This window comes from Chryseobacterium endalhagicum, assembly GCF_016745235.1.
GTDB classification, from domain to species: domain Bacteria; phylum Bacteroidota; class Bacteroidia; order Flavobacteriales; family Weeksellaceae; genus Chryseobacterium; species Chryseobacterium endalhagicum.
Genome location: NZ_JAELVM010000001.1, coordinates 904,187 through 928,374 on the forward strand (window position 1 = coordinate 904,187; position 24,188 = coordinate 928,374).

General features: G+C 38.3%; 17 protein-coding genes. 15 read left to right on the forward strand and 2 right to left on the reverse strand.

Going from position 1 to position 24,188, the window contains the following annotated elements; genetic code table 11:
- The first annotated feature begins 46 nt into the window (after window positions 1-46).
- The 5 genes from hemL to JET18_RS04100 all read left to right on the forward strand — a co-directional run bounded on the left by hemL (window position 47) and on the right by JET18_RS04100 (window position 6,122).
- Entirely contained in the window at window positions 47-1,333 is a 1,287-nt protein-coding gene (gene hemL, locus JET18_RS04080) for a glutamate-1-semialdehyde 2,1-aminomutase (protein WP_202089337.1), read from the forward strand.
- 427 nt (window positions 1,334-1,760) lie between these two features.
- On the forward strand, window positions 1,761-3,095 hold the full coding sequence (locus tag JET18_RS04085) for an amidohydrolase (RefSeq protein WP_202089338.1): 1,335 nt from the start codon (window positions 1,761-1,763) through the stop codon (window positions 3,093-3,095).
- A 246-nt stretch (window positions 3,096-3,341) separates the two neighbouring features.
- Entirely contained in the window at window positions 3,342-4,187 is an 846-nt protein-coding gene (locus JET18_RS04090; RefSeq protein WP_202089339.1) for an AraC family transcriptional regulator, read from the forward strand.
- Window positions 4,188-4,266: 79 nt separating this feature from the next.
- Window positions 4,267-5,505 (forward strand): amidohydrolase, encoded by a 1,239-nt coding sequence (locus JET18_RS04095; protein WP_202089340.1) that lies wholly within the window; start codon window positions 4,267-4,269, stop codon window positions 5,503-5,505.
- A gap of 137 nt (window positions 5,506-5,642) precedes the next feature.
- Window positions 5,643-6,122, forward strand: coding sequence for a hypothetical protein (locus JET18_RS04100; RefSeq protein WP_202089341.1), 480 nt, complete (start codon window positions 5,643-5,645; stop codon window positions 6,120-6,122).
- 141 nt (window positions 6,123-6,263) lie between these two features.
- Here JET18_RS04100 and JET18_RS04105 read toward each other — a convergent pair whose 3' ends face one another.
- Together JET18_RS04105 and JET18_RS04110 are read right to left on the reverse strand one after the other, a co-directional pair.
- Window positions 6,264-7,484 (reverse strand): hypothetical protein, encoded by a 1,221-nt coding sequence (locus JET18_RS04105; protein ID WP_202089342.1) that lies wholly within the window; start codon window positions 7,482-7,484, stop codon window positions 6,264-6,266.
- 28 nt (window positions 7,485-7,512) lie between these two features.
- Window positions 7,513-10,119 carry a TonB-dependent receptor plug domain-containing protein gene (locus tag JET18_RS04110; RefSeq protein WP_202089343.1) on the reverse strand — a complete coding sequence of 869 codons (2,607 nt, stop codon included), beginning with the start codon at window positions 10,117-10,119 and terminating at the stop codon, window positions 7,513-7,515.
- Window positions 10,120-10,317: 198 nt separating this feature from the next.
- On the opposite strand from JET18_RS04110, the gene JET18_RS04115 reads away from it, so the two are divergent.
- The 10 genes from JET18_RS04115 (at window position 10,318) to JET18_RS04160 (ending at window position 23,699) form a co-directional block, all read left to right on the forward strand.
- The gene (locus JET18_RS04115; RefSeq protein ID WP_202089344.1) at window positions 10,318-10,995 is read left to right on the forward strand and encodes a response regulator; all 678 of its coding nucleotides are present in this window, start codon (window positions 10,318-10,320) and stop codon (window positions 10,993-10,995) included.
- A 45-nt stretch (window positions 10,996-11,040) separates the two neighbouring features.
- Window positions 11,041-12,072 (forward strand): sensor histidine kinase, encoded by a 1,032-nt coding sequence (locus JET18_RS04120; RefSeq protein WP_202089345.1) that lies wholly within the window; start codon window positions 11,041-11,043, stop codon window positions 12,070-12,072.
- A gap of 136 nt (window positions 12,073-12,208) precedes the next feature.
- Window positions 12,209-12,802 (forward strand): IS1096 element passenger TnpR family protein, encoded by a 594-nt coding sequence (locus tag JET18_RS04125; RefSeq protein ID WP_202089346.1) that lies wholly within the window; start codon window positions 12,209-12,211, stop codon window positions 12,800-12,802.
- Between the two features lie 533 nt (window positions 12,803-13,335).
- Window positions 13,336-14,682 carry an alpha-amylase family glycosyl hydrolase gene (locus tag JET18_RS04130; RefSeq protein WP_202089347.1) on the forward strand — a complete coding sequence of 449 codons (1,347 nt, stop codon included), beginning with the start codon at window positions 13,336-13,338 and terminating at the stop codon, window positions 14,680-14,682.
- 176 nt (window positions 14,683-14,858) lie between these two features.
- Window positions 14,859-15,299, forward strand: a complete 441-nt coding sequence (locus tag JET18_RS04135; RefSeq protein ID WP_202089348.1) for a hypothetical protein — start codon at window positions 14,859-14,861, stop codon at window positions 15,297-15,299.
- A 411-nt stretch (window positions 15,300-15,710) separates the two neighbouring features.
- Window positions 15,711-18,467, forward strand: a complete 2,757-nt coding sequence (locus JET18_RS04140; RefSeq protein ID WP_202089349.1) for a M4 family metallopeptidase — start codon at window positions 15,711-15,713, stop codon at window positions 18,465-18,467.
- Between the two features lie 156 nt (window positions 18,468-18,623).
- Window positions 18,624-19,418: a thymidylate synthase gene (locus JET18_RS04145; protein WP_202089350.1), complete on the forward strand. Its 795-nt coding sequence runs from the start codon at window positions 18,624-18,626 to the stop codon at window positions 19,416-19,418.
- A gap of 203 nt (window positions 19,419-19,621) precedes the next feature.
- Entirely contained in the window at window positions 19,622-20,944 is a 1,323-nt protein-coding gene (locus JET18_RS04150; protein WP_228728480.1) for a serine hydrolase domain-containing protein, read from the forward strand.
- Window position 20,945: 1 nt separating this feature from the next.
- On the forward strand, window positions 20,946-21,176 hold the full coding sequence (locus JET18_RS04155) for a hypothetical protein (RefSeq protein WP_202089351.1): 231 nt from the start codon (window positions 20,946-20,948) through the stop codon (window positions 21,174-21,176).
- A 12-nt stretch (window positions 21,177-21,188) separates the two neighbouring features.
- The gene (locus tag JET18_RS04160) at window positions 21,189-23,699 is read left to right on the forward strand and encodes a M1 family metallopeptidase (RefSeq protein ID WP_202089352.1); all 2,511 of its coding nucleotides are present in this window, start codon (window positions 21,189-21,191) and stop codon (window positions 23,697-23,699) included.
- The last annotated feature ends 489 nt before the right edge of the window (window positions 23,700-24,188 follow it).

Consider the following 24,188-nt stretch of genomic DNA (forward strand, 5'->3'; position numbering starts at 1 on the left):
TTGCTGAATAACTGCGAATGATGAACTTTCAGCGTTCAACTACAATATGAAATACCAAAGAAGTTCGGCTCTGTTTGATGAAGCCTACAAATACATTCCCGGCGGAGTAAATTCCCCGGTACGCGCATTCAAATCGGTAGGAGGTGTTCCTGTATTTATGAAATCTGCCAAAGGGGCTTACCTTACCGATGCAGACGATAATACCTACATCGACTATATCAATTCCTGGGGGCCGGCTATTTTAGGGCACACCCATCCGGAAGTTCTGGAAGAATTGAAATTACAGGCTGAGAAAGGCTTCTCGTTCGGAGCGCCTACAGAACTGGAAACAGAAATTGCAAAATTCATCATAGAAAACGTTCCGAATATAGATCAGATCAGAATGGTTTCTTCCGGTACAGAAGCATGTATGAGTGCTGTAAGACTGGCAAGAGGATTTACAAAAAGAGATAAGATCGTTAAGTTTGAAGGCTGCTACCATGGCCACTCAGATTCATTTCTGATCAAAGCGGGAAGCGGTGCAGCTACTTTCGGAAACCCGAATTCTCCGGGAGTAACGGAAGGAACGGCGAAGGACACTCTTCTGGCCCGTTATAATGATTTTGAGCAGGTAGAAGACCTGTTCCGTCATAATCAGGGAGAAATCGCAGCAGTGATCATTGAACCGGTTGCCGGAAATATGGGCTGTGTACTTCCTGAAAATAATTTCCTTCAGAACCTTAGAAAGATATGTGACGAAAACGGAGCTTTACTGATTTTTGATGAGGTGATGACCGGTTTCAGACTGGCTTTCGGAGGAGCACAGGAATTGTATAATGTAAAAGCTGACCTGGTAACTTACGGAAAAGTTATTGGCGGAGGTCTCCCGGTAGGAGCTTTTGCAGGAAGAAATGAAATTATGGATCATCTGGCCCCAAAAGGAGGTGTGTATCAGGCTGGAACATTAAGCGGAAATCCATTGGCAATGAGAGCCGGATTGAAAACTTTACAGCTGATCAAAAATGATCCGGAATTTTTCAACAGGATCAATAAAACAGCAGAAACACTGGATTTTGAGATGGGTAAAATTCTAAATGAAAAAAGTATTGCCCATAAGATCAACAGAAAAGGATCCATGATGTCTGTATTTTTCCATACCAACAGAGTTTCCAATTTTGATGAAGCGGAAGCGGCCAACCATCCTTTGTTCAATAATTTCTTCCACCAGATGCTTAAAAATGGGGTATATCTTCCGCCAAGCGGATATGAAACGTATTTCATCAGTGATGCCATCAAGGATAAAGAAATTGATATGACACTGGAAGCCGTAAGAAAATTTGAATATTATTCTTAAGATTTAAAAATAAATAATAACAGGACCGGGTTTTAGAATCCGGTCTTTTTTATGTCCGATAGATTGAAAGGATGGATCGTTAAATGTTTTTTTGAACCATTAAGAGCAATAAAGGAGGTAAGAATAGGTAAGGAAATCTAAAGATTTTTTAAACAGCACAGCCTTAAATAAAGCGAAGCCTAACTTAATATTCTTAAAAACTTAATGAATCTTAATGGTTCAATTTTTTATCTCCCGCAGATGACGCGGATTATACAGATTTATAAGTTGCTAAATCCGGAGATTTTAGACGAATGACAAATATCTGGTGGCTGAGGGCCTCTAAGCCACCAGTATCTAAATTTTCAATAAATCATACAGATATTGTAATAAACCATACATCCCGATCATTCCGCTTCTTTATATTTTTGTCATAAATAGATTGGAAATGAAGACCCCTTCCCACACAATATCCCGCAAAGATTTTATAAAAAACTCTGCACTGGCAGCAGCCGGACTCACCTTAATCCCCAATATTATGGCCGCAACCCCATTTTTTGATGAACAAAATGCTTCTGCAAAAGGAAAATTGACTTTAAAAAATGTCCGCCTGGAAACCGGTTTTGAATATGAAGAAGGAGAAGTGATTGCCACAAAGACCGGTCTTTTTTATATAGAAATTGAAAACGGAAAGATCAAAAGTATTGCTCCCAACCAACCCAATTCGAAGGCTGTGGATGCTAAAGGAATGCTGATGCTGCCTGCGTTTAAGGATATGCATATTCATTTGGATAAAACATTTTACGGCGACAAATGGCAGGCTGTAAGAAAAAGAACGGGCGGGGTGAAAGGAATGATTGCGCTGGAACAGAAAATGCTTCCTGAATTGCTTAAAAACTCAACGTTCAAAGCAGAGAAAATGATTGAGCTTCTTCAGTCTAAAGGAACTTCTTTTGCCAGAAGTCATGTGAATATTGAACCGACTTCAAAGCTGGAATCATTAAAAAATCTTCAGAAAGCGTTAGAAAACAGGAAGAAAAGTTTTGGAGCTGAGCTTGTGGCTTTTCCGCAGCATGGAGTATTTTACACAGATTCGGTGCCGTATCTAAAAGAAGCGGCTCAAATGGATATCGATTTTATTGGTGGAGTAGATCCCTTTACCATTGATGGATCCATTGAAAAAACTATAGATTTTACCGTTCAGCTGGCTTTGGACCATCAAAAAGGAATTGATATTCACCTTCATGAAACCGGGGAATCCGGATTGAATACTGTGGAATATCTTATTAAAAAAGTCAATGAAAATCCGTCCCTGAAAGATAAAACCTATTTAAGCCATTGCTTTATTTTGGCTAAATTAGAGAAAGCGAAACAGGAAGAAATTGCTGAAAAACTGGCTGATGCCCGCATTGGAATTGTGTCTACCATCCCTTTCGGAAGCCTGGTCATGCCGATTCCAACTTTATATAAACATCATGTAACAGTATTAACGGGTAACGACAGTATTGTAGATCACTGGAATACTTTTGGAACGGGAAGTGTTCTTCAGAAAGCGAATCTGATGGCCCAGCTGTATGGCTATTCCACGGAGTTTTTACTCTCAAGAAGCCTGAAACTGGCGACTGCGAATATTCTTCCACTGGATGATAAAGGGAATCAGCAATGGCCCAAATCCGGAGATGCTGCTGATTTTGTCCTGATGAATGCCAGCTGTTCTGCAGAAGCCGTTTCAAGAATTTCTAAGGTAGAATCATTGGTGCATCAGGGAAATGTGGTGTATTAAAATTTTACTTTAAAAAATTGGAAATATCTGGTGGCTTCGAGGCCCTCAGCCACCAGATATTCATCATTCGTCTAAAATTTCTGAGTTTAATAACTATTAATCTGTATAATCTGCGCAATCAGCGTGAGATGAAGATTACAGAAAATTCACCGTTATAAGTTTCAAAGTCTGCTTAATATGAAAATATCTTCATCCGTTCAGATTTCCTGCATAAATTTTACTAATTTTAGGAGAAAATCAAGCCAGGTGGGGCATCATACAGATTATTTTCCGGTTTTAGGCATTCAGGAGTTCAATGAAAACCAGCTTCAGGGCTGTCATTTGCTGTTTAATGAGCTGCATGGTGAACGTTCCATTGATGAACCTCATAAACACGATTTTTTTATTATCAACCTTTTTGAACAGGGAAAAGGCAGCCATACCATCGATTTTATAGAATATGAAGTGGGAAATTTTCAGATTCATCTTGTTTTTCCGGATCAGGTCCATCAGTGGGTCATTGAAAAGGAAACAATAGGCTATCAGCTGATGATCAGCAGGGATTGGTTTGAGAGTTTTCTGCCGTCGCTGAGGTTTTCAGCTTCTTATTACCAGAATCATCCTGTAATTCATCTTTCTCAGGAAGCTTTTGAAACGTTCCGTCACGAATTTCAGTCCATTCAGAAAGAAGTGGGCGAAGAGCATGTATTCTGGGAAGTGGTTCAGAAGCGGAGTGAACTGATCGGGTTGCTGGTCAGCAAATCTGTGGAAGGTGCTTTTAAAGATTTTGAAATGTATCATTCCAATCCTATTATTTCTAAATTTCTACATCTTATTGACGAGCATTTCAGAACGGAAAGATCAGTTTCTTTTTACGCGGATAAGCTAAATATTTCTGCTAACTATTTAAATATTGTCTGCAGGAAAAACCTGAATGCTTCGGCGTCATCACTTATTCAGGACCGGATTCTGCTGGAAGCGAAACGTCTTTTGAAAGTCTCGGAAATGTCCGTAAAAGATATAGTGTACGATCTGGGTTTTTATGATCATGCAAGTTTTTCTAAATTTTTCAAAGCACAAACGGGAATGACTCCGTCTCAGTTCAAAGAATAATTCATACAAGACATGGCATAATTGATACACTGCTTCTGAAACAAAAGCGGGGTAACTTTGTTCTGTTAAAAGTAAAGTCATGCAGTTTCCCTATCAATTAACCGCAAAAGGAAAATATTCACTCAAAAATGTCCGCCTTGAAACCGGATTTGAATACGATGAAGAAGAAGTGATCAGGACAAAAACCGGCCTGTTCAGTATTGACATCGAAGCTGGAAAGATTAAAGCCGTAAAAAAGAATGATCCTGCTTCAGATGCCCTGGATGCCAAAGGATTTCTGATGCTTCCGGCCTTTAAAGATATGCATGTTCATCTGGACAAAACCCTGTACGGACTTCCATGGCAGGCACTTTCCCCGAAAAGAAGATCGGTAAAGGATATGATCGCTTACGAACAGGAAATCATTCCCGAACTCTTAAAAACATCCGTGGAAAGGGCAGAGCAGCTCATCAGTCTGCTTCAGCATTACGGAACTTATTTTGCAAGAACGCACTTTAATATTGATCCTACTTCGGGATTGAAATCACTGGAACATCTTGAACAGGCATTGGAGAATAAAAAGGATTCTTTCAAAGCTGAACTTGTGGCTTTTCCGCAGCATGGATTGTATTATACAGATACTATTCCCTTGATGAGGGAAGCGGCACAGCTGAAAAGTGTAGGTTTCATCGGCGGGCTAGATCCGTTCAGTATTGACGGAAGCATTGAAAAAGTACTTGACTTTACGGTACAATTAGCCTTAGACCATCAAAAAGGAATTGACATCCATCTTCATGAAACAGGAGATTCCGGGATGAAAACAATCAATTATCTGATCGATAAAGCCATTGAAAATCCCGAACTTCAGGGAAAGACATTTGTAAGTCATGCTTTTGCTTTAGCTCATCTTTCCCCAAAAGAAACGGAACAAATTTCTGAACGGCTTGCAGAAGGAAAAGTAGGAATTGCGTCATCAGTTCCTTTCAGGGGAACCATTATGCCGATTCCGGTATTGAAAAAATACGGAGTGGATGTCCTGATCGGAAATGACAATGTTCAGGATTACTGGAGTACTTTCGGATCGGGAAATATGCTTCAAAAAGCGAATCTTATTGCTGAGCTTTACGGCTGCGAAACAGAATTTGAACTGTCGAGAACCCTTCAGTTTGCCACCCAACAGATTCTTCCGCTGGACGAAGAAGGAAAGCAGCAATGGCCCAAAGCAGGAGATGCAGCATCGATAGTACTTACTGACGCTTCCTGTTCAGCAGAAGCCGTTTCCAGAATCTCTGGGATAAAAGCCCTGATGAATGAGGGAACCCTTTTCTGGAGGCATTAATTAAAATATATATTTTTTAATATACTTGTTTTTTGTGAATAAAGCCATTGGATTTTCCGGTGGCTTTTTCGGTGTAGTTTTGTCTGATTGACGATTTGTTCATATTTTGCATATGATAAAATAATAAATCTTAAAATATGCCTCAATATATAGATTCGTATTATCTGGTAAATCAAAGAAGTTCCTGTCTCATTGAAAAATTTTTCCATGATTTTGCACCATCGCACAGAGAATTAGCTTGTGATTATCCTGTTCCTCAATATTCAGATGATACTGAAATAACTTTTTTTAACACTAAAGAACTGTTGAGCTATTTAGATCAGAATCCAACTATTGATTATATTATTTACTGGGAAAATCTGGATAATACTTCAGAGCTTAAACAGATTACTTTACAATATACGGATGATGGAAAAATGATTTTTGGAGCCTCAATTTATGGAAATGAAGTGGATTCAAAAGAAAGCCTGTTAATGTTCTATAAAGTGAAAAGATATCTCAATGTTGATTACGCTTGCATAACCGGTGAAGAACCTCCTCCTGGCAATTCTGAAGAGTTTATCAGATTTTGTGAGCAGCGGTATGTACCCTTGAAGAATTTTGATATAAATTTATAAAAATAGAAAGGGAAAAAGATTTGTAAAAGGAAAGCAAAAAATATTGACTGGAAATTTTAGCTGTCAATTTGATATGAAAATAAAAAGCCATCAGAAAAAATCCTGATGGCTTTTAAAATTTGATATGAAGAAACTAGTTACTTATTGTAATCCTGCTAAAAGGTTTACTCCGTCTACTGTAGCCCAAGCTCCAGGAGTAAGAGATACTTTAGTAACAGTACCAGCATTGGTGAACGTTTTTCCACCATTAGTTTGAGCATAACCCCAAACTCCCTGGTTGTCAGAATTTACATAGTTAATAGGCGATACTACTACTTTTCCTGGGGTAACCTGGCTTGTATTGGTTGCGTCATCCTGAATCAGTACAGCGTAAGCATTTTTACCACCTGTATTTTTGTATCCGCTTATATAAACATTAGAGAAAATACCTGTTCCTTGTCTTTTGAACTGGATTGCTGAAATTTCTACTGAACCAGCAACTTCAGGATTTGTATTAGCATCTCTGATTAATGTGATGTTAGAAATCTTAGGAGCTGTGTTGTCTACGTTTGCAGAAGCTTCGATTTCCATTCCAAAGTTTCCTGTTGCAGTTTGGAAAGCATACCAGTTGGTATTATTCTGCCCGCTCCATGCATCCTGCCAGTCGAATGAATCATCATAATTTCCGTAAGCAACAATATTTTTAGCACTTACTGTTCCTCCGAAGAATTCAAAACCGTCATCTGTTCCTTTGTAAGAAACAAGATTTTCAAGAGTGGTTCCTGCTCCTACAGAATAGAAAGTCATAGAATTGGTTTCAGAAGTACCGTCATTGATCTTTTTACCACCATATTCTACACGAACAAATTTCATTGTTCCAGAATTATGGTTAGCATCATTACCTCCGTAATAAACGCTGTTTCCATCTTCAGAAAGAGCCTGAGCTAATCCGTTAACAGCTTTAATTGGTGCGTTACCATATAGTGTAATTCCTCCCCAATCTCCAGGCTGCTTATTGGTAGTAGTGAAAACAATAGGTTCACTTGCTGTTCCTACCGCATTTATTTTTCCATCCTGTAATATTACTAAACTACTGGATTTAGTTGTTACTGCATTAAAAACTGCACCTGGCTCAATGGTTATTGTTGCTCCGCCTGTTATCTTTACAACCCCATCTAATATATATGTACCTTTTTTAATTAAAATATCTTTTGTGATTGTGCCAGAAAGTGTTCCACTACCGCTTAGTACACTTTCCGTAGTACCTGGAGTAGTTACTGTCCCACTACCATTATCTCCATCATTTATTTCGATTGAGCATGAAGATAATGTTAAACTCACTGCTAGAGTTAAGGATAATAAAGTTAAAAGATTCTTTTTCATTTTATACTAAGATTTAATTTTTACGAATTTAGAAAGTGTAGCCAACTGTAAAGTTGAAGTTGACTCCGTTGAAATAATTGTTAAGTGCGTAGTTACCGTTTGTTTTAACAGGATAATAGCTGTTATCTCCCAATTCCACACGATATTTACTGTTAAGGATATTTTGAATTCCTAATTTGACATTCCAGTTTTTAGTGATTTGATTTTGATATACAAAATCTAACTGATGAAATGGTTTTTCATAGTAGTTATCTGTTCCTGAACCTCCTACAGCATAGATTTTTGATCCTGAAACATTATAAACTACTGATAATGTACTGCTTAGGTTTTTAGAGTTTTTGTATTCATATTTCAGGTCTGCGTTGATTGTATATGGAGCAGCTCCCTGTAATCCTCTTTTATGAAGCTGATCATCTGTGAAGCCTGGAAGGTTGGGTCTTTCAGTCTTCAATTGCTCTTCACTTCTCTTTACATCAGTGTACATAAAGGTTGCATTGGCACCTAGTGTAAATTTATTTAATGACTCTGAAATTCTACCTAAACTTAAAATTCCTTCTAGCTCAACTCCCGCCAGCGTTGCTCTGTCTGCGTTATAAAAAGTAATTACAACACCACTTGCGTTTCCAGATGGAGCAATTGATTTTTCAATAGCATTGTCAATTCTCTTTGCAAAAAGGTTAACAGCAAACATTTCTTTGTTTGTAGGGAAGTATTCCCATTTCAAGTCAATATTATAATTTTCGCTGTTGCTGATGTTTTCATTTCCTCTAACTGTAGTATTATCAGGGTTGATATACTCAATAGGCATAGTTTCAATAAGAATAGGACGTGTAACAGTCTTGCTTACAGAAAATCTTAAATTGTTTTTATTATTTAATGCCTTTTTGATGGAAAGGGAAGGAAGGAAATAATTTTTATTATTCGTTAAATTAAGTCTGGTGGCATCCCCCGGTTTATTATAACGAATGATTCTCATATCGTTTTCAAATCTACCTCCAATTAAAATATCCCAGCTGTCATTTGGCTTATAGTCAAAATTAAGATATCCCGCATTGACAAACTGATATATATTTGATAGATAAGAATAAGCATCGGAATCCTCTTTATAGAATAGTCTGTCATTATTGATAGAATTTTCTAAAGTAGACTGAATATTGTCTACATCAATATTAACAGGAGTGTTTAAGCCTTTTGGAGTACCAAATATAAATCGGTAAGAATTTTTTCTTACATCGGTAAATCCATTATATCCTACTGATAATTGCATTGGATAATCTTTTCTCTCACCCTTGTCGCCCAATAGAACCGAATATTCTCCGAAAGCAGAAGCATAAAATCTACCGTCAACATCTAAGTACTGTCTTATCAGGTTGTTTCCTCCATATGAAAACGCTGCATTTCTGAAATCCTGAGGATAAGTAAGTTCAAATATTTTTCTGTCAGGCTGGCTGTAATTATTCATTACGTAACTCCCTCCTGCTTTAAATAAATGACGCTCTCCAAGTTTTTGAGAAGCTGTTAACTGCAGATTTAAAAATCTGGATACATCCTGCTGATTAGTTCTGAAAAAACGTTTGTCTTCAACACTGAAATTTTTAAAACCTGTAAAATCTTCAATAATATTTGCAGAATTCTGAAGATAGATAGCATTTAAGTTAATATTTGTACCCTTATTCTTATAGGCTGTTCCAAACAATACTGATGACTCAAGTTCATAAACATAGCTTTTCTTGTCTAGTAAATTACTGAGTTCTATAATTTGGCCATTATCTCTATATTGATTATTAGCTCCCTCTCTGTATGAGAATTTTGAACCTTGATTCAAAGAGAAAAGGAATCCGATATTTCCTGTTTCACCTGCTTTTACCTTTTGCACAGTTGTGAAACCAATACTTGTATTCGGAAGAGACTTAATATTGTCAACATTCCATGAATCTTTAAAAGAATTTAAGGATTCGCTTTTGTTAAAGTTATAAGTATTAGGCCTTGAATCTCTCACCTCATTCGGAAGTCTTCTGTCTCTGGAATTCAAACCTAAGTATCCATTAATACCCTGTGCCCCCTCAGACACTTTAAAATTATCCCTGAACGTACTCAAAGTATTCACGCCCACACTGAATTCCACCTTCGTAAAAGGCTTGTCGATTGTAAGTGTTTCAATATCAAACGTAGCACCGGCAAAATCTCCGTAAAGGTTAGAATTGAAGGTTTTATAGATATTCAGTTTTCCTACTACATCAGTCGGGAACTGCTTTAAAGCAATAATCTTCTGGAAAGGGTTGTTGGATGGTGAACCAAGACCGTTGATCAATAGATAATTGTATCGCTCTTCAAGTCCTCTTACAAAAAGTCCTCTTCCTTCTACTGTAGTGATCCCCGTTACTTTTGTAAGTCCTTGTTCCACGTTCGAGATCCCTTTTCTGGAAATCTCTTCAGCACTTACAGCCTGTTTTTGAATAACCGCTTTTTTTTGTTCTCCTAATACCGCAGTTTCAGTTTTCTTGTTGCTGCTTCCCTGGATTACTACGCCATCAATTTTTTTCTCCTTTATGATCGTGTCCTGCTTCGTTTCTTGAGCGTAAAACATGGATCCGGATAAAAATACGACCGCAATGCTAAGTTTATTAATTTTCATTATCTTACTTACTTTGTTTACTAGATTCTTTCGGTGCAAAGGAATAAAAGTTTAACCGGGTAAGTGGTTTAGTGAATTTTAATTTTTCTTTAACTAAACATTAATAAAAGAAGATTATTGTTAACTTTATATGAACGATAATACATTTGTTCATCTGTGCTTTAAAATTTATTAACTTTGACTCAGTAAAAATTTAAAATGAACCAAAAGAAAATACTCTTAATAGACGACGAACTGGATATTTTAGAGATTCTGTCTTACAACCTGGAAAAAGAAGGCTACGATATTTATACAGCCACAAACGGTAACGAAGGTATAGATAAAGCCAAAGAAATCGTCCCTGATCTCATCCTGTTAGATGTCATGATGCCTGAAAAAGACGGGATCGAAACATGCCAGGAACTTCGTAAAGTAAAAGAACTTCAGAAAACACTGATCGTTTTCCTTTCCGCAAGAAGCGAGGAATTCTCTCAGCTGGCAGGATTCCAGGCTGGAGCTAATGATTATATCGTGAAGCTCATCAAACCGAAAATCCTGATCTCTAAAGTAAATGCTTTACTGCAGCTTACGTCACAGGTTTCAGACAACGCGAAGCTTATCGAGATTGGCGACCTGGTAATCGACAAAGACAATTTCAGAGTTTCAAAAAGCGGACAGCAGTTCCTTCTTCCTAAAAAAGAATTCGATTTGCTTTACCTTTTGGCTTCCAATACCGAAAAAGTATTCAAAAGAGAAGAAATTCTTGAAAAAGTATGGGGCAATGATGTAATTGTAGGAGAAAGAACCATTGACGTACACATCAGAAGATTAAGAGAAAAACTGGGAATCAATACCATCCAGACATTAAAGGGAATCGGTTATAAGCTTATTGTTTAATAATTTAAATTCCTACCTTTACATAACCTATAAAAACTTGTAAAATTGAAATTTTACAGACTTACACTCGTCGCCTCGTGTCTTCTGACACTGGTGATGTTTCTTTTAGTGATCATCTTCGATTCACTGAAGGATATCTATTACCAGACCCCATTCTTTAAAATCGGTCTTTTCATCTGCCTGATCCTGATTTTTATGATCAATTATGTAGTTCTTGAGCTTCTCTTCAACTACTACGGAAAAAAACAGGTACGCGGCCTTTCACAGATGCTTCCGCAGGAAATTGTTCATAACAATAACGAAAATATTACCATCAGAGAACTGGGTGAAAGATTCTCGGATCTCAACCAGCAGCAGGTAACGGAAATCGATATGATGAAAGAAATGGAAAGCTACCGTAAAGAATACATCGGAAACGTTTCCCATGAGCTTAAAACACCGTTGTTTTCCATTCAGGGATATGTGGAAACCCTCAGGGATGGCGGTGTCGATAATCTGACTATCCGCGATAAATATCTCGAAAGAATTGATAAATCTGTGGAAAGGCTTATTGCCATTGTTACCGATCTGGATATGATCAACAGGCTGGAAGCAGGGGAGATCAGCATCAGCGCTTCAAAATTCGATGTTAATCTTTTAATTAAAGAAATTTTTGAACTTCTGGAATTTGAAGCCGAAAAACATAATACCACGCTTCAGATTCAGACCCTTCATCCGCAGATATTTGTAGATGCAGACAAACAGAAGATTTCCCAGGTTTTTATTAATTTAATTTCCAATGCCATTCATTATGCCAACCGTCAGGAAGCAAAAGTCGTGGTGAAAACCAGCGTTCTTAAAAATAAAGTGCTGATAGAGGTTATTGATAACGGAATGGGAATAAAAACAGAGATTCTTCCAAGGATCTTTGAAAGGTTCTACCGCGTAGAAACCAGCAGAAGCAGAAGGGAAGGAGGTTCAGGCCTTGGGCTGGCCATTGTAAAGCACATCCTTGAAGCACACCATGAAAATATCACCGTAGAAAGTGTCTATCTCGAAGGAACCAAATTTAGCTTTATGCTTGAAAAAAGTAAATAATTTTGGTAAAATGTAAGAAAAAAAAATATTTTAAAAAATCGCTAAATATTTTTTTGTCACATGTCATTTATTATATATTTGCAACAGAGATTTATCATAATAATTAAGGGCAAAAAAAGTAATTTAAGAAACTGATATGGTTTACAAGATCCGCGTAATATTAGATGCGAAAGAGGATATTTTCCGTGATATTGAAGTAAAGGGAAAACAGTCACTATGGAACTTACATTTGGGAATTAAAAGTGCGTTCAGTCTTCAGGGAGACGAGCTTTCTACTTTTAATATGTTGGAAGACGACGGAACAATTGTTAAAAGCGTTCCACTGGAAGATATGAGTGATGATGGTGACGGCGAAATTATGTCTGACGTGTACATTGATGAAGCTTTCGAAAAGGCGGGTGACAAAGCACAGTTCCAGTACGGACTTCTTGACCTTTGGGAATTTTTCTGCGAGCTTGTAGAAGTGATCGATGAAACAAAAGGCGTTATTTATCCTATTACCGTATACAGATTTGGAAATGTTCCGTTAAAAGCACCAAGCAAGAGCGGAACCGGAGGATCCAAAAAGAGATCAGCAATGCCGTTAATGGACGATGATTTCAGTTTTGATGATGACTTTGGATCAAGCACCAGTTTCGAAGATGAAGATGACGACAGCTTTGATGACGAAGAAGAAGACTACAACGATGATGTTTTCGAAGATGAGGAAGACAATGACGATGAAAGATAGCATCTGAATACAATATAAGGCCTTGGATTTTTGTCCGGGGCTTTTTTATGTGAAAAGTGAATTTTGCTTCGCAAGTGAATGGTGAATTTGAAAGTAGCATGCTTTCAATCACGGTTTACTTTTCACCTGTGGTATTTTCTTTGAAACTTAATGTCAATGGTGAATTTTGCTTCGCAAGTGAATGGTGAATTTGAAAGTAGCATGCTTTCAATCACGGTTTACTTTTCACATGTGGTATTTTCTTTGAAACTTAATGTCAATGGTGAATTTTGCTACGCAAGTCAATAGTGATTTTAAAGCTGCATATTTATTATTGACGATTCACAATTCACTTACGTAGCAAAATTCACCATTAACATTTCTTAATCTCAGTCTAAACCTCTGCCTTTGCCTCAACCTGAAATAAAGATTCACCATTCACTCGCGAAGCAAATTGACAATTGACCATTCACATTTAGCAAAATTCACGATTAACTACTCACAATTCACCCTCACACACTTCATTTTTCCTTACTTTTGTTAAAAATAGATGAATGAAGAAATTAATTCTACTAGCAATAATTGGTCTGGGAATTGTTTCCTGTACCACTCAAAATACAATAAACACTATGGATTTGCCGAAAGACTGGAAGCATACAACCAATATATACGAAGTCAATGTAAGACAATACACTCAGGAAGGAACATTTAAAGCATTTGAAAAAGAAATGCCCCGACTGAAGAAAATGGGCGTAAAAACGCTCTGGTTCATGCCCATAACGCCAATCGCTCGGCAAAATAAAAAAGGAAGCCTTGGAAGTCCTTATGCAGCCTCGGATTATACTTCTGTCAACCCTGAATTCGGAACCCTGAATGATTTTAAACATATGGTAAATGAAGCCCACAGACTGGGTTTCAAAGTCATTATCGACTGGGTGGCCAATCACACGGGCTGGGACCATATCTGGACCAAAACACATTCGGAGTTTTACCTGAAAGATCCCGATGGGAAATTTCACATCGCTTCTGGAATGGATGACATCATTGAGCTGGATTACAAAAACCAGGAAATGAGACTGGCCATGATTGATGCCATGAAATTCTGGGTAAAGGAAACCGGAATTGATGGTTTCAGATGTGATCTGGCCTCCTGGGTAGAAGTGGATTTCTGGGAGCAGGCACGTCCCGAAGTTGAAAAAATAAAGCCGTTGTTCTGGCTGGGAGAATTTGATGAACTGGAAAGCCCGGAATACGGAAAAGTATTTGATGCCAGCTATTCATGGAAATGGATGCACAAATCCGCCGATTATTATAAAAAAAATGAACCGCTTCAGGAACTTAAAGACCTGTTGGTGAAATATTCAAATATTGGCGATGCTTCCATGAGAGCATGGTTTACAACCAATCATGACGAAAATTCATGGAACGGCACCGAATACGAAAAATACGGTACGATCACGAAACCTATGGCTGTTTTCTCCGCAACCTGGAATGGGGTGCCTCTTCTGTACTCGGGCCAGGAGCTTCCCAATATGAAAAGACTGGAATTCTTTGAAAAAGATGTCATCAAGTGGACCAATACCTTCCAGATGGCTGAATTTTATAAAACCCTTCTCGAATTAAAAGCTTCCAACCCGGCATTAAAAGGCGGAGATGCCAAAGTATCAACCTATCTTCTGAACACGACCGCCAATGATAAAATTCTTGCCTACATAAGAAAGAACGGAAAAGATGAGGTTCTCGTAGTTCTGAATATGTCCAAAGGGCCTGTAGACTTCACTATTGAAGATGAAAATCTTTCAGGAACTTTCAGGAATATCTTCGACAGGACCAAAAGAGATTTCGACAGCGGAAAATATTTCACATTTAAGGTTTCAGATTACGCCGTTTTTGAAAAATAAATAGTCATGAAACAAAGTTGAAATATTTTCAGCGATGATAATATTCAACAGGGGCGGACTTTAGTCCGCTCATTTTATGCATATTTGTATATGGCTTTAGCCAAAACGTATATTTTGCAGGCTATCCTTCTCTTGCAAGATGAATTAAGAGATTTTCACACGAAAACTTTCACGACATGAACAAACAGGAATTACTAGACATCATAAAAACAAAAATCACCACCAAGATCCAAAACTTTGAAAATCTTATAGCCGAAACCCGTGCTTCCAGTAATGACACTAAAAGTTCAATGGGCGATAAATACGAAACCGGCAGAGAAATGCTCCAGCAGGAGATCAATAATCTTCAGCGGCAGCTTAACGAATCTTTGAGTCAGCTTGCAGTGATCCAAAAAATATCCGCCGAACCATCTGATAAGGTACAGACAGGCGCTTTAGTAAAAACAGACAAAGGCTTATTCTACATTACGGTATCCGTAGGTGAAATTATTTCAGACAATCAGAAGATAATGACTGTTTCTGCAGAGTCTCCACTGGTGAAAGCGATGTCAGGTAAAAAATCTGCAGAAGGATTTGTTATAAATAATATTCACCAAAAGATTGTCGATATCTGGTAAGTTATCAGGGTGAAAACAATAAATTGAAGTGAAAATTTATCAAGTCAAACATCAAAAAGTGATTTTTACACCTTTTATGATCAATTATTGTTAAAAAATTAAGAGGATTTTTGAAACAATATGATAATTTTTAGGTTGGATTTGAAGAAATAACGGAAATTTAAGTGTCAATATGAATAAATTTTTATTGTTAAAAATTTAAATTAATGTCAGAGTTTTGATGGATCATTTTTTCTTAATTTGGAATATTTAAGTTAATTTTTTTTATATTAATTGTAAATTTTGATTAATTATATTTCAATTATATTTAATAAAAAATGTGAATTTCATAACAATATTTTGATTTTTTTGTTGATTGTATTAATTCAATTATTATATTTGGATTGATAACACACCAAAATAATATTGTTTATGAAAAACAAATTGACACTTATGGTTTTTGTTCCGCTTTTGGTAAGCGGAATCAGCCTGCAGGCTCAACGATATGTTGAGCAAAGAATTGATGAAGGAAATTCATCAATGATTACATTCAAACCTGGAACCAATGCGAGGGACCTTGCATTATCCGACAGCGGAAAATTTTTCTCCGAGATCTTAAACCTTCCGGCGGGATCTAAAATGGTTAAAATTAATTCGGCAAAACTCTTCAGTGATTTTTCCGATGAAAAGTACCAGCTGTATCACAACGGAATTAAAGTGGAATTTGCCAATTACATGCTGCACTATGTAAAAGGCAATCTGGTAAGCATGAATGGCGAATTCTATGATACCAGCGATCTGAATACCCAGGCCGATGTCCCTGAATCTGCCGCACTTAAGGCCGCCGTGAAGTATATCGGCGCCAAAGAGTTAATGACAAACACGGAGTATGGCAGAGAAATTAATTATCAGCCTAAAGGAGAATTGGTATTATTGCCGGTTGAAGCGGCCAATGGAAAATACAGATTGCTGCTGTCCTACAAATTTGATATCTTTTCCGCCGAACCTTTCCTGAGATCCAATGTGTATGTGGATGCCAAATCCGGAGCCGTTTTGCTTAATGACCAGATTATGAAGCATACGGGAGAACATTCCCACGGAAAAGGAATGATCGGTATTTCTCCTGCAGGACCGGAAAACCAATCCAAACAGGATTTTGCATCAATTTTTGTTGCCGGAAGTGCCCAGACCAAATACAGTGGAACAAAATCAATTGAAACGACCCTTGTTAGCGGAAAATATGCATTAAAAGACAATACAAGAGGAGGAGGAGTCAATACCTACAATAACAATAACGCCAACTATACCAGTCTTACAAAAAACAATATTACCGATACGGACAACAACTGGACCACAGCAGAACATTCCTCAACAGGAAATGATGTGGCGCTGGATGTTCATTGGGGTGTAGAGAAAACATACGATTATTTCAAAGATACATTCAATAGAGACAGTTATGACAATCAGGGAGCTGTTCTTGACAGTTATATTCATGTAAGAAACTCATGGGAAAACGCAGCCTGGACCGGAAGCGCAATGGTTTATGGGGATGGGGCTACCAACTTTAAGCCTCTGGGAGCATTTGACGTAACCGCCCACGAATTAGGACATGCGGTATGTCAGGAGACTGCGAATCTCGTTTATCAGAGAGAATCAGGAGCCTTGAATGAAGGACTTTCCGATATCTGGGGAACCGTGGTTGAAAATGCCTACGCACCGGAGAAGCAGAATTTCTTAATCGGTGAAGATATTACCAAAGTATCTCCCAATTATTTAAGATCCATGAGCAATCCCAATTCAGGATTGTCTAAACAGCCGGATACCTACAAAGGAACCTATTGGAAAGATGCCAGTAATTCCTGTATCCCCAATCCGGATACTAACGATAACTGCGGGGTTCACTACAACAGCGGCGTGCTGAATTACTGGTTCTATCTTCTGGTAATGGGAGGCACCGGAACCAATGATATCGGAAACAGCTTCAATGTGACCGGAATCGGATTTGAAAAAGCAGCAAAAATTGTCTACAGACTGGAAACTTCTTATCTGACATCCAATTCTAATTATAATAATGCCCTGACTTATGGAATTCAATCTGCAAAAGATCTTTTCGGCGCAGATTCAGCAGAACATAAAGCTACCCAGAATGCATTTTATGCGGTAGGTTTAGGAACAGCTTATTCCGGCGGAACTCCTACAACAGATACTCAGGCACCTACAGCACCTCAGTTGTCTGCATCTTCTACCACACAAAACTCTACATCATTGTCATGGAGCGGATCTACGGATAATGTAGCTGTTACAGGATATGATGTATACAGAGGGACAAGTCTTCTTGGATCTACAACTACTGCCACAACGTATTCCGTGACCGGACTTTCTCCGGCTACAGCGTACAGCTTCACTGTGAAGGCAAAAGACGCCGCAGGAAATATTTCCGCAGCAAGCAATACTGTGAATGTCACTACACTATCCGGAACGGCTGCAACCTATTGTTCAGCGTCTTCCAATTCTACAGCAGACGAGCGCATCAGTAATGTGAAGTTTGCAGATATCAACCAGTCTTCTACAGGTACGGCAGGGTATGAGAATTTCACTTCTGTGATCGGAAATGTTACAAAAGGAAACGCTTATTCTATCTCAATAACGCCATACTGGACCTCTATAAAATACAGTGAAGGATATGCTGTTTATATTGATTATAACGGTGATGGAGACTTTACCGATGCGGGAGAACTGGCATGGACAAAAACGGCAGGTACAACTTCTCCGGTTTCCGGCAGCATAACCATTCCAGGTACTGCTCTTACAGGAAACACAAGAATGAGAGTGATCATGAAATACAATTCAGTGCCTTCGTCTTCATGCGGAACAATCAGTTACGGACAAATTGAAGATTATACCTTAAAAATAACTTCTGCAGGTGCTGTTTCTTCGTTGATCGCTGAATCTTCAGCTGGTAACACAGCCATCAGCGTTTATCCGAATCCGGTAAAAGAGGTCATTAAGATTAAATCCGAATCCGGTTCAGAGTTCAGATATCAGCTTGTGGATGCCCGCGGAAGCGTGGTTCAGTCCGGAGAAACAAAATCCCAGTCTATCAATGTTGAATCATTGCTTTCGGGAGTGTATATCCTTTCACTGGATAACGGGAAAGAGAAAATTACCCAGAAAATTATTAAAAATTAACCATTGATTTTTAACGGATCCTGCGGGATTTAATAAGTAAATGATACGATGAAACAGTTGTGGAAATAATTTTCACAGCTGTTTTTTTATGACCTGTGATAACTCAAAATCGGTTAGTTTTTTCTAAATTTGAACCATAAAAACCCGCTTTCAAAAATGCAGAACTACCTAGACCTTTTACAGCATATCCTAGACCATGGAACAGATAAGACCGACAGAACAGGGACCGGAACCAGAAGTGTTTTCGGATATCAGCTGAGGTACGATCTGTCTGAAGGCTTTCCTATGGTGACCACCAAAAAAGTACACCTGAAATCCATTATCTACGAACTGCTTTGGTTTTTGAAGGGAGACACCAATGTCAAATATCTGAATGACAACGGCGTAAGCATCTGGGACGAATGGGCAGATGAAAACGGTGACTTAGGTCCTGTTTACGGTGCACAGTGGAGAAGCTGGCAGGGAGCGGATGGAAAAATCGTGGATCAGATCACTGAGGTCATTGATCAGATCAAAAAAAATCCGGATTCCAGAAGACTGATTGTTTCTGCATGGAACGCTGCCGAAATTCCCAATATGGCGCTGGCCCCATGTCACGCTTTATTCCAGTTTTATGTAGCAGACGGAAAGCTGTCGCTGCAACTGTACCAGAGAAGTGCGGATGTTTTTCTTGGAGTACCGTTCAATATTGCAAGCTATGCATTATTATTGATGATGGTAGCGCAGGTATGCGATCTGGAAGTGGGAGATTATGTCCACAGTTTCGGAGACGTTCATATTTACAATAATCATTTTGAACAGGTGAACAGACAGCTTTCCAGAGAACCAAAACCGCTTCCGGTGATGAAACTGAATCCTGAGGTCAAAGATATTTTTGGTTTTAATTTCGAGGATTTTACCCTGGAAAACTACGATCCGCATCCGGGAATTAAAGCTCCTGTAGCTGTTTAATAAGTCTGACCGGAATTTTTGGAGTACCGGAAACAGTAAAGCATCCTGAATGATCTCAAAAAAGACAGCCTTTGGAAAGAGAACGGAAAAATTCTGATCCAAATAGAAAATAACGGCGTTTTTTTGTAAGATTATGATTAGTATTTTAACGGGTTGAGCTGTAACGAACTGCCCTGTTTTACTACTGATTGTAAAATGATACTATGATCCTGAAACGCGTTTTTTTGGTGGCAGCAACAGGTATTTCCTGTATGATGTTTTCCCAGCATTCCAACAGACAAAAATTAGCAGATTATCTCGATTCACTTTCGGTACACCATAAAGTAATGGGAAGCTTTGCTTTTGCAGAGAATGACCAGCCGACATTTTTGAAGACAACAGGTTTTTCTGATGCCGCGAAACAGCAGAAAGCCAATATGAATACCCAATACCGCATCGGTTCTATTTCCAAGACTTTTACCGCTGTTCTGGTGATGAAAACGGTTGAGGAGAAAAAAATTTCAACAGATACTAAGCTCTCCCTGTTTTTTCCTGAAATAGAAAATGCGGATAAAATAACCATCGGAAACCTTCTGCAGCACAGGACCGGAATTCATAATCTGACCAACGAAGAAGAGTACTGGACTTACAATACCAAACCTCAGACGGAAGCCTCATTGGTTTCAATCATTAAAAAATACAAAAGTGATTTCCAGCCGGGAACCCAATATGAATACAGCAATTCCAACTACATTCTGCTGGGATTTATTCTGGAAAAAGTGTATAAAAAAAGCTATGCAAAGCTTATTCAGGAAAAAATTACAGCTCCTTTAAAATTGACGCTGACCCAGGTAGGTGGAAAAATTGACCCTTCCAAAAATCAGGCGCTTTCTTACACCTACTCTAATGGGAAGTATGAGCCGTGGCAGGAAACGGATATGAGCGTTCCGATTGGGGCAGGAAATATTATTTCTACTCCAACTGAACTTCTGAAATTTATCATTGCGCTGGAAAACGGCAAGCTGATTACGAAGAACAGCCTTAAGGAAATGAAAACATTTACAGATAATTATGGCTACGGAATTACAAAAGTGCCGTTTGAAAAATATTCAGGTTACGGGCATAACGGGGGAATCGATCAGTTTCAGTCTGTATTATACTATTTCCCGGAACTGAAAGGGGCGGTCAGCTTTATTACCAACCAATCGGATTACAACAATAATGAGATTTCTATTAAAATGCTGGAGACTGTTACCGGTAAAGATTTTAAAATGCCTAATTTTAAAGAAATTTCAGTACCGCAGGAACTCCTGAAAAAATATGAAGGACTTTACAAAGCGGAAGGCTTCCCGCTGGACATAAAAATATTCTCAGAAGAAGGAAAACTGAAAGCGCAGGCTACCGGCCAGGGCGCATTTCCACTTGAAGCCGTTTCTGAAACTGAATTCAGGTTTGAAGTAGCCAGGATCAGAATGAAGTTCAATGCTGAAAAAGGAACAATGGATTTTTCACAGGGAGCGAATAACTTTACCTTTAAAAAACAGTAAAATGAAGTATTTAAAAATTAATACCGAAGACAATGCAGATCTGGAAGCACTCAGAAATGCCGTTCTTCAGTTAAAAGGAGTCGCTTCGGCCGAGATCATCGATGATGAAAATCCGGAAAGCGAACTGAAAAAAGCATTTGCTAAAACCAAAGAGCAGCTTAAAACAGGCGATTACGAAACTTTGGTGAATGATATTTTTGATATCATCACAAAAAATAATTCTAAAAAATAATAAAGTTAACAAATGAAAAAGGCGATTTTATCAATTGCTATACTCGGAATCTTTTTTTCCGCCAATGTATCAGCACAAACCGAAACTTCAGGTCGTGAGCAGGCGTACAGAGCCACACATACTAAAGTAACGGAGCTTAAACATACCAAACTTAAAGTAAATTTCGATTATCAGAAAGAACAGATGGGTGGAGAAGAATGGCTGACCGCCTCTCCGTATTTCTACCCGACCAATGAACTTACCCTTGATGCGAAAGGCATGCTGATCCATGAAGTAGCCCTTGATAACAACGGAAAAAGATCCCCTTTAAAATATGAATATAAAGATGATATCCTGAAGATCAGTCTGGATAAGACCTATCAGAAAAACCAGGAATATACAGTCTACATCAAATATACTGCACGTCCTAATGAAGTAAAACAGAAAGGAAGCATGGCTATCAATGATGCCAAAGGGCTTTATTTCATCAATGCACAGGGCCAGGATCCGGATATGCCTACGCAGATCTGGACGCAGGGAGAAACAGAATCTTCTTCTGCATGGTTCCCGACCATTGACAAACCCAATCAAAAGACCACTCAGGAGATCTATATGACGGTTCCTGACAAATATGTAACGCTTTCCAACGGGATTTTAAAAGATTCCCAGAAAGAAGGAAATAACCTGAGAACCGACCATTGGGTGATGGATAAAAGACATGCCACTTACCTGTTCTTTATGGGCGTCGGCGATTATGTTATTGTTAAAGACAAATGGAAGAATATTCCGGTAGATTACTATATTGAAAAAGAATACGAGCCTTATGCCAGGCAGATCTACGGAAACACCCCTGAAATGATGGAGTTTTTCTCCAAAAAGATGGGCTACGATTATCCGTGGGCAAAATATGCACAGATCTCAGGAAGGGATTATGTAAGCGGAGCTATGGAAAATACGACGGCAACTCTTCATGGAAGTGATGTTCTTCAGAAACCGGGACAGCTCATCGATGAAAATAAATGGGAAGATACTATTGCTCACGAATTGTTCCACCACTGGTTTGGAGATCTTGTAACGGCAGAAAGCTGGAGTAACCTTACCGTGAATGAATCTTTTGCCAATTATTCCGAGTATTTATGGAATGATTATAAGTATGGTAAAGACCACGCAGATTACCACCAGATGATGGACGTGAACATGTACATCCACAATCCTTCAGACTTCAAGAAAAACCTGGTAAGATTCAATTATGATTCCCGTGAGGATGTTTTTGATCTCGTAACCTATCAGAAGGGAGGCGGAATTCTTCATATGCTGAGAAACTATTTAGGGGATGATGCATTCTTTGCCGGAATGAATGATTATCTGAAAACATATCAGTACCAAAATGCAGAAGCTCACGAGCTAAGGCTGTCTTTCGAAAAAGTTACCGGAAAAGATCTGAACTGGTTTTTTAACCAATGGTATTTCGGAAGCGGGAACCCGAAGATCAATTATTCATTTACTTTCGAGCCTGTAAAAAAACAGGTAGCGGTAACGATTAATCAGACTCAGGAGCAGCCGTTTGAATTTCCGCTTGCGATTGACGTTTATGACAACGGAAAGCCAAAAAGATATAATGTATGGGTCAATGCTGAAGCTAAGAACACCTTCAATTTTGATGCTTCCAAAAATCCGGACCTTGTGAACATCAATGCAGACGGAATTCTACTGGCAGATATCACTGATACGAAAACTCCGGAGCAGAACCTGTTGCAGTTTACGAATTCCAAAGAACTTAAAAGCAGATATGGAGCGCTGACCGCGATTAAAGATCAGGTAGGAAAAAATCCTGCAGCGACAAAATTATTGGCTGCTGCCATCAAAGATCCGTATTTTAAGGTTAGAATCAAAGCACTTCAGTTAATGGATCTTTCCAATCCTGAACAAATGAAAGCGTTAGGGGCGGAGGTAGAAAAACTGGCTTCCAATGATCCAAGAACACTGGTTCAGGCTGCTGCTATCGGTGCATTGGCAAAAACCAAAGACAAGAAATACCTTCCGCTTTTTGAAAAAGGAGTGAATGCGGTTTCCAATGCCGTAAAAGCCAATTCATTAAACGCCGTTTTAACTGTAGATCCATCGAAAGCCAATACCCTGGCTGATAAAATTGATCTTGAAGGGGCTTCTGATGAAATGCTGGGTCAGCTTCTTCCAATTATAGTTAAAAATAAGGTAACTTCTCAAATGTCGAATATCACTCCGCTTGTGGCGTTTTATCCGTTCATTAAATTCCAGAATCCTGAACTGGGGAAATCTGCGGAAGAAGGATACAACTGGATCATGAGCTCGGATAATCTGAAAGCTACTGAAAATATCACGAAAATCATCACCCATGCAAAAGGAGAGATGGGGGATAACCCTCAGGTGAAAATGATGATTTCCCAGATGCTGAAAGACGGTTTAAATAAAAAAATGGAACTGTTGAGACAGAATCCTCAAAATGCAGCAAGTATCAACAAACAGATTGATGCGATAAACAAAGCTATTGAAGATTTCAAATAGTTAAACAGACATTATACTTAATTAAAAAGACTATCTCACTTTTGAGATAGTCTTTTTTTTGTGATTAATTATCAAAATAACAGGATCAATTTTTATTGCAAAGTTTTCCATTAATAAAATGTTTGCTTTACCTAAATCAAACATTCGCTTAGTCAAATCAATCTTTGATTGATTTACCTTTGCAATCTCAATAAGGTATAATTTTTTCAACGCAAAGTTTGAATATCATGGTTTAATATTGTAGGAATGCAAAGTAGAGAATCAATTGAAATTGATTCGATGAAGCGTATGGATAAAACGTCTGCTTATTCAGTGGCGCAGCCACACCTCTTTGCCCACCTTGAAACGATGAGATATAATATGAAACTTTACGTCAAAAAACGTCATTCTTTTCCCTATAGTACCAGAAAAAGATATCTCGAAAGATTATTTTTAAACAATTTGAATTATTCTGTTCAATATTTTCCAGAATCTGTTTGCAAGACAATT

Excerpts from the sequence above, each read along its gene's own strand:
- hemL (WP_202089337.1), top strand. The coding sequence starts at position 47 with ATGAAATACCAAAGAAGTTCGGCTCTGTTTGATGAAGCCTACAAATAC.
- JET18_RS04085 (WP_202089338.1), top strand. The coding sequence starts at position 1,761 with ATGAAGACCCCTTCCCACACAATATCCCGCAAAGATTTTATAAAAAAC.
- JET18_RS04095 (WP_202089340.1), top strand. The coding sequence starts at position 4,267 with ATGCAGTTTCCCTATCAATTAACCGCAAAAGGAAAATATTCACTCAAA.
- JET18_RS04100 (WP_202089341.1), top strand. The coding sequence starts at position 5,643 with ATGCCTCAATATATAGATTCGTATTATCTGGTAAATCAAAGAAGTTCC.
- JET18_RS04105 (WP_202089342.1), bottom strand. The coding sequence starts at position 7,484 with ATGAAAAAGAATCTTTTAACTTTATTATCCTTAACTCTAGCAGTGAGT.
- JET18_RS04110 (WP_202089343.1), bottom strand. The coding sequence starts at position 10,119 with ATGAAAATTAATAAACTTAGCATTGCGGTCGTATTTTTATCCGGATCC.
- JET18_RS04115 (WP_202089344.1), top strand. The coding sequence starts at position 10,318 with ATGAACCAAAAGAAAATACTCTTAATAGACGACGAACTGGATATTTTA.
- JET18_RS04125 (WP_202089346.1), top strand. The coding sequence starts at position 12,209 with ATGGTTTACAAGATCCGCGTAATATTAGATGCGAAAGAGGATATTTTC.
- JET18_RS04130 (WP_202089347.1), top strand. The coding sequence starts at position 13,336 with ATGAAGAAATTAATTCTACTAGCAATAATTGGTCTGGGAATTGTTTCC.
- JET18_RS04135 (WP_202089348.1), top strand. The coding sequence starts at position 14,859 with ATGAACAAACAGGAATTACTAGACATCATAAAAACAAAAATCACCACC.
- JET18_RS04140 (WP_202089349.1), top strand. The coding sequence starts at position 15,711 with ATGAAAAACAAATTGACACTTATGGTTTTTGTTCCGCTTTTGGTAAGC.
- JET18_RS04145 (WP_202089350.1), top strand. The coding sequence starts at position 18,624 with ATGCAGAACTACCTAGACCTTTTACAGCATATCCTAGACCATGGAACA.
- JET18_RS04150 (WP_228728480.1), top strand. The coding sequence starts at position 19,622 with ATGATCCTGAAACGCGTTTTTTTGGTGGCAGCAACAGGTATTTCCTGT.
- JET18_RS04155 (WP_202089351.1), top strand. The coding sequence starts at position 20,946 with ATGAAGTATTTAAAAATTAATACCGAAGACAATGCAGATCTGGAAGCA.
- JET18_RS04160 (WP_202089352.1), top strand. The coding sequence starts at position 21,189 with ATGAAAAAGGCGATTTTATCAATTGCTATACTCGGAATCTTTTTTTCC.